Here is an 11,691-nt window from a genome sequence, read left to right as displayed (position 1 = left end):
GCTGGATTTGAACCAACGACCTTCGGGTTATGAGCCCGACGAGCTACCAAACTGCTCCATCCCGCGTCCATGTTGACGCTAATAACTGTTTTAATTCTGCTATAAAAGAATTGGTTGCGGGAGCTGGATTTGAACCAACGACCTTCGGGTTATGAGCCCGACGAGCTACCAAACTGCTCCATCCCGCGTCCATGTTGACGCTAATAACTGTTTTAATTCTGCTATAAAAGAATTGGTTGCGGGAGCTGGATTACTTTTTACAAAAGTGTGGCAACGACCTTCGCCTATCTTTTATAAAGAGTTGAGTCCGAGTAGCTTTTATACTGCCCCATCCCGCGTCCGCAATAACAACTCAGTTCGAGCAGCCTACATAGCTTCTCCAACTAGCGTTAAATAATAGATTTTTGGATTCTTCTACAAAAGAATTGGTACAACCGAGTGGATTCGAACCACCGACCCCTACCATGTCAAGGTAGTGCTCTAACCAACTGAGCTACGGTTGTATTGGTTGCGGGAGCTGGATTTGAACCAACGACCTTCGGGTTATGAGCCCGACGAGCTACCAAACTGCTCCATCCCGCGACAGGATTATAGATTTTTGAATTCTTCTATAAAAGAATTGGTACAACCGAGTGGATTCGAACCACCGACCCCTACCATGTCAAGGTAGTGCTCTAACCAACTGAGCTACGGTTGTATCGTTTAAGAACTGGTTGCGGGAGCTGGATTTGAACCAACGACCTTCGGGTTATGAGCCCGACGAGCTACCAAACTGCTCCATCCCGCGACTGTGTTCTTGCTGTCCGTTTGGCTGTTGCCTTGGAACGAGCGCTATAGTATGGCGATAGCGCTTTCGTTGCAAGTAAAAAAACACAAATAGATGTTAAGCGGTGATTTGCTAGTCAACTTGAGTGGTGTTTAAGCATTTTCGGCATTTTATAAGTAAAACAATTACAAACAAGAATGTTTTAACCCAGTTTTTAAGCAGCTTTTATTGTTTTACGACTCGGTAAAAGCAGCATGCAAACATAAACATGACTCAATTAACCATGTTATAGATATCAGCCACTAAAATTGCCTCATTATATCGAACGCTTTTCGATCACTCTACCACTTGCCTTCATGCCTTCGAACTCGCACACATCACTCATTAGACTAAATGAAGTAAATTGAACGCAATATAGAAGCCATACATTTAATTGGTATTTAAGTTTACCAACTCAACTTGAATCTAAAACGGATATTGTTAGGCTAATTTACAGCTATAAAATCTCGCATGACGTAAAAGCATTTAATACGACTGAGTCCATCGTAGAGAAAGAGCCATCCAATTGATGACTCAACTAGTGCTTAGTTTTAAACAATACAGATTAAGCTTGCTTAGGCAAATCGATTACAGTCGCTATAGGAGCAAGTCTGGGATCAAGACTTAATGGCTCAGGCTTATTGAAAGTAGATAAAGGGCGGTCATCAATTGGTAGGTGTAATAAAGCTGCTATAAACGCTAGCACTACCGTAGACCACCAAATAGGATCGTAACTACCATAATAGTCATATATACGCCCACCAACCCAAGCCCCTAAAAAACTCCCAACTTGGTGCGTAAAGAACACTAGCCCATAAAGTGTCGAAAGATAGCGAGCACCAAAGATCTGCCTAACTAGACCAGATGTGAGAGGTACAGTCCCTAACCAACAAAAACCAATTACTGCACCAAACAATGCTGCAGTGTTATCGGTTACTGGCAAAGTCACAAATGCAGCAATAACTGCCGTTCTTACGAAGTAAAGCGCACTCATGACATATCGCTTGCTATACCTGTCACCCATTACGCCCCAAAAATAAGAACCAAAAATATTAAATATACCAACATAGGCCAAGGCTAGTGCTGCAGTAGAAGCATCTAAGTGCTTATCAGCAAGGTAGCTAGGTAGATGTGTGGCAATAAACATAACGTGAAAACCACATACAAAGAACCCCATATGGATTAACCAATAGTTACGATTCATCGCTGCTTGCCTTAAAGCCTGCCCCAACGTCTGCTCATCGGCTAGCTCTTGACTATTACTTTCGCTCTTAGTGGTTTTCATAAAAGAGGCAAACGCAAACATAATGCAGCAAAGCAGCGCAAAAACTTGCAGTGCGGTTTGCCAATCAAAGTGGGTTAATAAGCTTTGCGCACCAGGGATCACTGCAAACATGCCAAAAGAGCCTGCAGCCGTAGTTAAACCAAATGCCTTTGCTGTATGCTCCGCTGGCACAACTTTCGCCACAGCGCCAAGCACCACCACATAACTTGTTGCACTTAAACCCAAACCTATCAACATACTAATTGATAGATAAAACATATCGGTAGTTGTAGAAAGGGAGGTTAATAAGAGCCCAACACCATACACCAGTGAACCAAACATAATGATCCGCTTTGAGCCATATCTATCGGCAGCCATACCGACAAAAGGCTGAAACATACCAAATAGCAAATTTTGTAACGCAATCGCTAAGCTAAAAAACTCTCGACCTTGCTCAAAGCTAACCGATATCGGCGTCATAAAGATCCCGAACGATTGGCGGATCCCTAAACTTAAAATCAATATACCAATGCCTAACCAAACTAACAGCGGGAAGCGAAATATACTCATTAATGATGTCCCCCAGTTTTAGTACTAACAACAGGCTGAGCGGATAGAGGTTGTTTCGGTATTTGGTGGCAGCCGACCTCAGCGCCGTTATCACTAAAGGCATTGAGTAATGGTGGGTAAGAATTAACTAAAATCAAAGTCAGTACTAACGCAGTGGTCATACGGATCAGCTGTGCAGATATGGATTGAGAGCGCATTACTATACAAGGTTACTTAAAAGGAAGCGCATGCTACTGATTTGTAGAGAATGAAACAAATGAATAAATAGAAACAACACTATGCATAAAACGCATAGTGATAATTAGACCTTAAGTTTGGGCTAAACCATGTAATAGGAGAAACAAAAAAGGATCCTTACGGATCCTTTTATTTCTATCATTCTATTATTCCCGCAGTCGCGGACAAGCTTAAAAATGATATTTACGTCAGTCTGGCTTACTTACCCCAAGGGTTTGTAGGATCTTGTGACGCTGCAGGGCGTTTAGCGCCACTACGACGGTTTTGTGCATATGAATCTTGAGCTTTAGGTTTGTCTTTACCAAAGCGTGGACGCGACCCGTTTTTCTTCATTTCTTTATAGTTTTCCATAGCTTTAGTGCGCATTTCTGCAACCAACTCCACAGTTAACTTTTCTGGTTTACGCGGCACAATACCATCAGCATAACCACGCTCGCGTGGTTTAAGTGCCATTTGGTCTTCATTACCTTTTGGCATACGCTTAAAACGGTACAGGTAAAACGCTTCTACACGTTCCCGCGCCCACTCAGTCTTTTTCAAAAACTTTACACATGCATCCATATTTGGATTTAAATTAAAGCATGCCAATCTAAGGGCAGCGTAAAGTACTTTATAGTCATAAAACTTCACAAGCTCAGTTAGCATGGTTTCAAGTTTTAAGCCGTGAAGCGGGTTGTTCTGTTGATGTTCAATCATGGGGTGTCCAAATATCGCAGGTAATATATAAAGCGCAAGCACCTATTATAATGATAACCATTTAATAAATACTGAAGACCAATCATAGCGCTGGTCAAAACAATGTCTTAATAATAACAAGAAAAAGCCCTTATCACCCAATCAATTCGTACTCCGTGCGCATTTATTGATAAAAGCCAGCTCAAACACTATAAATATCAGGCTTTGCAATACATGATTGCTCGACATCTAAGCACCTACCTCTGTATAATCCGCGGCTGTTTTGCCTCTCGAACAGGATTAGCCTTGCTAACCTGTTAGCGTCTTTGGCTTTCACTTTATATTATTCACTCAGGATACTCTTTTGATTTCTACCGCAAATATTACGATGCAGTTTGGCCCAGAGCCATTATTCGAAAACATTTCCGCTAAGTTCGGTAACGGCAATCGCTACGGCTTAATCGGCGCAAATGGTTGTGGTAAATCCACCTTCATGAAGATCTTAAGTGGTGAGCTTGCTCCTACGTCAGGTAACGTTTCAATTACCCCGGGTCAAAAAGTCGGTACTTTGAGCCAGAACCAATTCGCATTTGAAGAATTCAGCGTCATTGATGCAGTTATTCAAGGTGATGCAAGACTGTGGGAAGTTAAACAAGAGCGCGAGCGCATCTATTCACTACCAGAAATGAGTGAAGAAGATGGCATGTACGTCGGTGAACTTGAAAGCGAGTTTGCAGAAATGGACGGTTACAGCGCTGAAAGCCGTGCGGGTGAAATTCTACTTGAAGCTGGTGTTGAAGAAGAGTTGCATTTTGGCCTAATGAGCCAAGTGGCTCCAGGTAAGAAACTGCGTGTACTTCTAGCACAAGCACTGTTCTCAAACCCAGATATTCTGCTACTTGACGAACCAACCAACAACTTGGACATTCACACCATTAACTGGTTGGCCGAAGAGCTTAACAAGCGTAAGTGCACAATGATCATCATTTCGCACGACAGACACTTCTTGAATACTGTTTGTACCCATATGGCTGACATCGACTACGGTGAGCTACGTATTTACCCGGGTAACTACGAGTACTTCATGGAAGCCGCAGCACTAATTCAAGAGCAGCTATTAGCTGGTAATGCTAAGAAAAGCGCTGAAATGACTGAACTGCAAGACTTCGTTAACCGTTTCGGTGCAAACGCATCTAAAGCGAAACAAGCAAGTTCACGCGCTAAGAAGCTAGAAAAAATCAGTTTAGACGAAGTTAAATCATCAAGCCGTATGACACCATCGTTACGTTTTGAAGATGGCAAGAAAATGCATCGTCAGGCGCTTATCCTAGAAGATGTAGGCCACGGTTTTGATGGCGAAATGCTATTTGAAGGCGGTGAGTTGATCCTTGAGGCAGGTGCAAAACTTGCTGTTATTGGTGAGAACGGTGTCGGTAAATCAACCTTCTTACGTTGTTTGGTAAATGAATTACAAAACAAGCAAGGTGTAATCAAATGGTCTGAAAACGCGTCTATCGGCTATTGCCCACAGGACAGCAGCAAAGACTTTGATAATGACATGACTCTATTTGATTGGATGTCACAGTGGCGCTTACCAAAGCATAACGACCTAATGGTACGTGGCATGCTTGGCCGTTTGTTGTTTACTGAAGATGACATCAACAAAAAAGCACGTAATTGTTCTGGTGGTGAGAAAAACCGTCTGTTATTCGGCAAGTTAATGATGATGGACATCAACGTGCTTGTTATGGATGAGCCAACGAACCACATGGATATGGAAGCCATTGAAGCACTAAACAATGCGCTTAAAGTGTACCAAGGCACATTGGTTTTCGTAAGCCATGACCGTGAGTTTGTATCATCACTCGCTACACGTATTATCGACGTAAAAGACAAAAAACTGGTTAACTTCCAAGGTACCTTCAACGAGTACATGGCAAGCCAAGCAGAGAACGAAGCTAAGAAGTAACTTAACGCTTACGCTTAATCAAAAAATGGCGCTACCTTTATGGTGAGCGCCATTTTTGTTTGTGCTGTAACGCCGTTATATTTAGCATTAGCTAAGGCTATTTATTGGCTAAATGATATTGATATAAACCGTCTATATCAGCACTACACATTAATGACATCGCCCCTTTTAGTTTATCAAGCGGCCAATCCCACCATTTCATGCTTAGCAACAGGGCAACCGCTGCATCATCAAAACGCTGCTTAACCAATTTGTTGCTACCAACCACCACGGAGTATGGCGCAACATCTTTTGAGATCACCGCCCTCGCCCCAATCACTGCGCCATCGCCAATGGTAACGCCCGGCATAATCATTGCCTCGGAGCCAATCCACACGTCACTACCGATAACCGTATTGCCTGCGCGCTCAAAACCACTCTTAACGTCGTCGCCAAACTCCTCAGGCGAAAATGGATAAGTAGAGATCCAATCCATGCGGTGACCTTGATTACCCGCTAACATAAAACAAGCACCAGATGCGATTGAGCAAAACTTACCGATTATTAGCTTATCGACTTCACCAAAAACGTCAGCCTCCCATACATCTATGGTCGAGCTGTCTCCGAGAAGGTAGCGAACAGCTTGATCTTCAAAAGACTTGCCATGATAAAACCCGGAATAATAAGAGTACTCACCTACCTCAATATTAGGGTTGGTGACTTGCTCTTTAAGCCTTTTAGACTCAAGCCAACTGGTAAATGCGCTCATGGGTAACACCTCAAACTTCTACAATAACATTTAAACATCAAAAATAATCATCGGAAAATAATATCGAAAAACAAAGGAACAACGGCAACCTAGCAATCACCTAGACTCGACTTCGTCATCAAGATATCCACTTTTTAACAGGAAAGTTAAATCTACCATCAATTTTTTTGACCCAACTATTCATTCATAAAAAGCTAGGCTGCCGTACTTTGTTTATCACTTACAAGATCACATGTGTACTGGCAACGAGTCGCATCGCCTCTTTTGTGCTGACTACAAGCTAAAAATGCTTTACCACTTTTAGCATTAGTGCGCTGCACAAGTTTACCGGTTAAACATTGAGGACAAATCTGCTGTTGATGGCCACAGTTTTCTGAGCCACAAATATAATGAGTTTGGTTAGGTAACATAGGGCCGCTTTTACACGCAGGACAAGCGTCAACCTTGGTATCACAATAATCCTTGCCTAGTGAGCAGGTATAAAACAGACCATAGGGACCTTGCCGCGGGATAAGCTTGCCATCGTTACACTCAGGGCAAGATGCTGAATCATGATACAAGTTAGCGATTTCACTCAAGTTAAGCCGAACATTGTCGCCATAACCGCGTAACTCCTTAACAAAACTTGATTCTTTACCCACTTCAGCTTGCACAAATACCGTTTGCTTGGCGCGAGATAACGCTACATAAAATAAGCGCCGCTCTTCAGTGTCTTTAAATGAGTCCAGCTTAGGTAGCAATACTTCTAAAATCGGGTCGTTCGCAATCTTACTAGGGAAGCCATACTTGTCATCGTTCACATCCAGCACTATCACATAGTCTGCCTGCTTACCTTTAGATGCATGGGCCGACATTGCTGAAATGGCTAATTGCGGGTAACGCTGGCGCCAAACATCTAAGTCCTTCAAACTAGTTTTAAAACGACTTATCAGCATAACACTTGCTTGGTGATTGTTACTCTGCTCAACAATGCTTGCAAAAGCCTGCTCCAATGCCGCTTGCTTAGTATCGATAAGCAAACACACTTGAGGGTTATCACTCTTACTATGGGTGGTAAGCTGTTTGGTTAACTGGGCAGGGTTTGCTTGAATAAAGCGAGAAGCGACTTTTTCAATCTGGTCATTAAATCTAAAGGTTTTATCTAAGCTAATTGTTTGCGTGGTGCCAAAAGTACGCTCAAACTCTGTGGTTAAGTTAAGATCGCTGCCGGCGAAACGATAAATTGCCTGCCAATCATCACCGACACAAAATAATGCGCAGCCAGGATTTGCATCTCGCAAGGCCTTTACCAGTTGTGCCCGTTCACTTGAGATATCTTGAAACTCATCAACCATGATGTATTTATAACGAAAACGATTACCCGTATTTTGATGAAACGCCTTACTCTTAGCAATATTAAGTGCTTTGCTGATCATGTCAGAGAAATCAATGGTGTTGTTCTCAACCAGATAAGCTTCATAGCGCTCAATAACCCAACTAAACAAGTGCAAAAATGCCTTCCATCTTAGCTGGTTATAAAGATTATGTTGTTTAACGGCCGTCTTAGTCTTGGCGGTCGGCTTGATATCATCTATACCAGGCGCAACTGCTACACTCTTTAGCGCCGAGTTAAATTTAGTCGCATTTAACTTAGCGACTGTCAGCCCAGATGATTTAAACAAACCCACAAAGCTAGCCATCAAGCGGCTTATATTACGGTATACGCCTAAGGCCTTAACTTGCTCAAATACTGCTTGCGGTGCTATTGGCTTAAATAGTTCACTTTGGGGCAGTCCAAGATCATCACACCGCTGACATAACTGCGCTTCTAAGTTTTGCTCTAGTTCACCGATATTAGCCTGCCAACTAAACGTCTGCAGTAAACAAGTATCATGCTGTTGATGTAGCGCAATCTTCCATTCTCGGCTTTGGTTATATGCCTCTTTATCAATATCAGGGCGAGTATTGCCCTTTTTATCAATGCCAAAGTGCTCTAAATACGCATCCAGTTTAGGTATATAAAAGTCAGGTTGATAAGCGCCCTTACCAGGCTCAGTAACACTTATGCTGGTATTTTCGTTAGCTTGAGCACGATAGTGAGGCTCATACTCAAACTCAATCCCGTGGGTATAAAGGTAATTGCAGATCTTAAGCTCTTGAAAGCTTTTAACTAAGTCACCTGAAAGCGCTCTGATCTCGTTATTTTTAAGGTAAGCACGGTATTGACCTTCCGACTTAAAAGCCAGTTCATTAACCTGCGGATACAAAAAGCGCCCAAAATACTCGGCGACGGGATCGGCCATTTTAGGATCAGCAACAATGCTATCAATCTGCTTATCGATAAATTGGGTAAACTGCTTCTCATCACTGGCAAGCACTGACACTCGCATAGGCTGATGTGTTGTATTTGGCGCTATGCCATTAGAGAAGTACTCAATGATCTCTTTGCCGATTGCATGAAAAGTACTAATTTTTACACCGCAGTCTTTTACACAGCTGTCATTTCCGTTTGTGGGCTCCGTTTCAAAGGACTGCTCAAATACAGCTTCAAATACCGCTTTAGTCCGTTGTTCGAGTTCAACTCGGGCATCCTTACCGTATGCCAGCATTAAAATCTCTTCGGGCTTGGCTAGCCCTTGCTTAACTAAATAAGCCGCCTTTGCTGCCATAGTGCTAGTTTTGCCGGTACCGGCCCCAGCGATGACCAAGGTATTGTTTTCATCAATCACACAGGCTTGACGCTGCAGCTTAGTTAACGGATGCGCTTCAAGGGAGTCAAATAAGCCAGCATGAGCGGTTAACTGTTGAGTTTGCCACCATTGGTTATATTTATCGGCGAATAGCTGTGGCTGCTTAATAAATTTAGCTAAGCGGCAATTAAGTTTGTCGGTTGCAAAACCAAGGGTTGAAAAATGCGGCTCTAATGAGAACTGCTCTAAACTGGCAGCATAAGCTTGCTCAAACTGCTTAATGTCAGAGCCTCGTAAATAACGCTGATGTTTAGCAAAATGATGATTAAAAGCCTCAATATCCACCAGCAAATCATCAAAACTCACTTGTAATTGAGCGCGATTAGCCGCAAGACGATTATTGAGTGCCAGACTAAATAGCGGTCTGCTGTTGGTAAAATGAAAAAAGCTAAAGCGGTGATTGCCCCAGACTAAGGTTTTAGTGAACCAACCTCGCCTGACTTCAACGGTTTGATCCATCGCCGGATAAGCATATAGCTTGCCATTAACGGTTAAGCCTTGTTCACACAAGTGAGCGCTAATACAAAATACCACGCCTTGTAAAAATCCAAACTCAACAGAATGTCGCCTAAGCTCCATCAATAACCCCATCCGACAAAAACGCCATACTACCAATTAACGCTGTGACTCAATAGCAACAAGCGCCTTAAAAAACCAAATCAAAACACGAGTGCGCAAAAAAAATACGGTAAAAACCAATCGATTATTAGCTACAAGCGTTTTTAGGTTTTTTCACTTATGAAAAGTACACAACGACTGTGATTAACCACACAAAAATGACCCGAACCCGATAAAATGGGGCTTGCCATCACATACCCCATAATAAGTACATGCTAGCCTCTAGCCATCTAAAGTAGCGCCTCAAATTAATAGAAATGCTACCAAATATCATCTAGATAACGCTTCCATAAGTGAAATGAAAAAAGGGTTCACCAAAATGAAAAAATTACTCGTTGCAGGTCTTGTAAGTTGTTTATTCGCAGGCACCGCTAGCGCTGAAAACCTAGATACTGATACCGCTGTTGGCATGGCAAGTCTAATGATTTGCACCTCTTTTTATGCCGAGCACGATATGCAAATTGAAGGTCAAATCGTAGGTCAGTCTATGATGTCTCATAGAACAGCTGGTATCGAAGAGATGATCATGAGCAAAGAAACCAGCCAAGCATTAGATGCTTATATGACAAAGTTCCAAGCTGCTAATAAAGAGCAACAAGTTGTACTATGTGAAGACGCAATCAAGTTCGCTCGTGAAAGTACATTTGTAAAAGTAGACTAAGATCTAAATCGAATTCCTAGACAAGGAATGAGGTAAGGCCTCAGATAAGTATTGGATTAAACCGGTGTAACGCTTATCACAAGTCATATTGATAACCCCGCAAGGGGTTATCTTGTTTTAGAGATTGTAAAGCTCATTTTAAAGCGCTAGAAAGCCTTTTAGTGCCAACTGCCCTATTAACAGTTCTGCTTACGCGTATAAGTCGGAATGTCTAATTCCTCCTCAGGTACGCTAATTGTCCTTGCTGATCTCTCTTTTAAAAAATCATGCAGATTAAGTAGCTCCGATGTATCGAAACGTTCTTTACTAACAGTAACAGGCTTGGCTAACTCTTTTTTACGATCGTTATTAAGTGTTTCATCCTCAACCATACTGTTTATTTGGATATGAGCACCATCAGGTTTACCCACCTTATCAAGCGGTTCATCACTTATCCCCGTAGCAATCACCATTAGCTCAAGTTCACAATCTAGCTCTGGCACTATGGTTAACCCGATAATCACTAATGCGTCAGGATCGAGCTGTTGCTGCAACGTCGCGCCAATACAGTTATATTGGCTTAGCTCAATTTGATCAGTAGCCATTACACTCACAATAGCGCCTTTAGCTTTAGTTAAATCAATCTGTTCTAACAGCGGATTTTTAAGGGCATTATTGATGGTCAGTTGTAAATCATCGCCTTGCATCTGCTTGGCCACGCCCATCGCCGCACGGCCATGATGGCTAATCACCTCGACAAAATCATTGAGGTCGATATTGATTAAACCCGACTGGCTAATGGTGGTGGTTAAGCCCTGAAGCACATCTTGTAAAATACGATTACTTTGATAAAAAGCATTCACTAAACTGATTTTCTTATCTAACGTCTCAAGCAATTTATCGTTTGGCAGCACGATTACCGCATCCGCTTGCTGCATTAGCTCATCTATTCCGGCTTTGGCTATTTTACTGCGCTGGTGGCCCTCAATGCTAAATGGCGTCGTGACTACGGCGACCAAAGGCTTATTCAGCTCTGCTGCAACAGATGCCATAAACGGAATCGCGCCAGTGCCCGTTCCGCCGCCCATCCCCCCGGTGATAAACACCACATCAGCCTGCTCAATCAAATCTCGAATTTCAGTATCAGACTCTTTAGCCGCTTCATAACCTTTTTGCGGTCTTGCCCCCGCGCCCAAACCTTTAGTCACTTGCTGGCCTATCTGTAAGCGAGTGCTGCACTGTGAAAGCGTTAATGATTGGGCATCGGTATTAACTGCCACCAGCTGAACATTGTCTGCGATGGTAGATTGGCTAAGTTGATTAATGGTATTACATCCACAGCCGCCTACGCCAAATACGGTAATACGCGGCGTCTGCTCATTGGGGGTTAGTAATTCAAACATCGGCAGTTATCCTCAATACATAACAAAAATTTG

The 11,691-nt window shown here is 42.7% G+C and carries 8 protein-coding genes and 5 tRNA genes; 2 read left to right on the top strand and 11 right to left on the bottom strand.

Features of this window, described 5'->3' with window-relative positions; translation table 11 throughout:
* Positions 1-111: 111 nt before the first annotated feature.
* The 8 genes from L2747_RS08020 to L2747_RS07985 all read right to left on the bottom strand — a co-directional run bounded on the left by L2747_RS08020 (position 112) and on the right by L2747_RS07985 (position 3,572).
* A tRNA-Met gene (locus L2747_RS08020) sits at positions 112-188 on the bottom strand.
* A 238-nt stretch (positions 189-426) separates the two neighbouring features.
* Positions 427-503: transfer RNA gene (locus L2747_RS08015), tRNA-Val, on the bottom strand.
* 2 nt (positions 504-505) lie between these two features.
* Positions 506-582 (bottom strand) — tRNA-Met (locus L2747_RS08010).
* 38 nt (positions 583-620) lie between these two features.
* Positions 621-697 (bottom strand) — tRNA-Val (locus tag L2747_RS08005).
* Positions 698-710: 13 nt separating this feature from the next.
* A tRNA-Met gene (locus L2747_RS08000) sits at positions 711-787 on the bottom strand.
* A 583-nt stretch (positions 788-1,370) separates the two neighbouring features.
* On the bottom strand, positions 1,371-2,639 hold the full coding sequence (locus L2747_RS07995; RefSeq protein WP_248998540.1) for an MFS transporter: 1,269 nt from the start codon (positions 2,637-2,639) through the stop codon (positions 1,371-1,373).
* Positions 2,639-2,836 (bottom strand): hypothetical protein, encoded by a 198-nt coding sequence (locus L2747_RS07990; RefSeq protein ID WP_248998539.1) that lies wholly within the window; start codon positions 2,834-2,836, stop codon positions 2,639-2,641. The genes L2747_RS07995 and L2747_RS07990 overlap by 1 nt, the downstream gene beginning before the upstream one ends.
* Before the next feature lie 238 nt (positions 2,837-3,074).
* A complete protein-coding gene (locus tag L2747_RS07985) occupies positions 3,075-3,572 on the bottom strand; it encodes a VF530 family protein (RefSeq protein ID WP_248998538.1) in 498 nt (165 codons plus the stop codon).
* Between the two features lie 343 nt (positions 3,573-3,915).
* Here L2747_RS07985 and L2747_RS07980 point away from each other — a divergent pair, with 343 nt between their 5' ends.
* Complete coding sequence (locus L2747_RS07980; protein ID WP_248998537.1) at positions 3,916-5,520, top strand: ABC-F family ATPase; 1,605 nt, start codon at positions 3,916-3,918, stop codon at positions 5,518-5,520.
* 97 nt (positions 5,521-5,617) lie between these two features.
* Here the strand turns inward: L2747_RS07980 and L2747_RS07975 are convergent, their stop codons facing one another.
* Positions 5,618-6,268, bottom strand: a complete 651-nt coding sequence (locus tag L2747_RS07975; RefSeq protein WP_248998536.1) for a CatB-related O-acetyltransferase — start codon at positions 6,266-6,268, stop codon at positions 5,618-5,620.
* A gap of 194 nt (positions 6,269-6,462) precedes the next feature.
* Positions 6,463-9,588 (bottom strand): UvrD-helicase domain-containing protein, encoded by a 3,126-nt coding sequence (locus tag L2747_RS07970; RefSeq protein ID WP_248998535.1) that lies wholly within the window; start codon positions 9,586-9,588, stop codon positions 6,463-6,465.
* A 346-nt stretch (positions 9,589-9,934) separates the two neighbouring features.
* Here L2747_RS07970 and L2747_RS07965 point away from each other — a divergent pair, with 346 nt between their 5' ends.
* Positions 9,935-10,276: a hypothetical protein gene (locus L2747_RS07965; protein ID WP_248998534.1), complete on the top strand. Its 342-nt coding sequence runs from the start codon at positions 9,935-9,937 to the stop codon at positions 10,274-10,276.
* A 176-nt stretch (positions 10,277-10,452) separates the two neighbouring features.
* On the opposite strand, the gene ftsZ is transcribed toward L2747_RS07965, so the two are convergent.
* Positions 10,453-11,658 (bottom strand): cell division protein FtsZ, encoded by a 1,206-nt coding sequence (ftsZ, locus tag L2747_RS07960; RefSeq protein ID WP_248998533.1) that lies wholly within the window; start codon positions 11,656-11,658, stop codon positions 10,453-10,455.
* Positions 11,659-11,691 lie beyond the last annotated feature (33 nt).

Origin of the sequence: Shewanella marinintestina (assembly GCF_023283845.1) — a bacterium.
GTDB classification, from domain to species: domain Bacteria; phylum Pseudomonadota; class Gammaproteobacteria; order Enterobacterales; family Shewanellaceae; genus Shewanella; species Shewanella marinintestina.
This window is presented reverse-complemented; position numbering and strand designations above follow the sequence as displayed.

What these genes read in the sequence shown, in the direction of transcription:
- L2747_RS07995 (WP_248998540.1), bottom strand. Translation starts at nt 2,639, where the DNA reads ATGAGTATATTTCGCTTCCCGCTGTTAGTTTGGTTAGGCATTGGTATA.
- L2747_RS07990 (WP_248998539.1), bottom strand. Translation starts at nt 2,836, where the DNA reads ATGCGCTCTCAATCCATATCTGCACAGCTGATCCGTATGACCACTGCG.
- L2747_RS07985 (WP_248998538.1), bottom strand. Translation starts at nt 3,572, where the DNA reads ATGATTGAACATCAACAGAACAACCCGCTTCACGGCTTAAAACTTGAA.
- L2747_RS07975 (WP_248998536.1), bottom strand. Translation starts at nt 6,268, where the DNA reads ATGAGCGCATTTACCAGTTGGCTTGAGTCTAAAAGGCTTAAAGAGCAA.
- L2747_RS07970 (WP_248998535.1), bottom strand. Translation starts at nt 9,588, where the DNA reads ATGGGGTTATTGATGGAGCTTAGGCGACATTCTGTTGAGTTTGGATTT.
- L2747_RS07965 (WP_248998534.1), top strand. Translation starts at nt 9,935, where the DNA reads ATGAAAAAATTACTCGTTGCAGGTCTTGTAAGTTGTTTATTCGCAGGC.
- ftsZ (WP_248998533.1), bottom strand. Translation starts at nt 11,658, where the DNA reads ATGTTTGAATTACTAACCCCCAATGAGCAGACGCCGCGTATTACCGTA.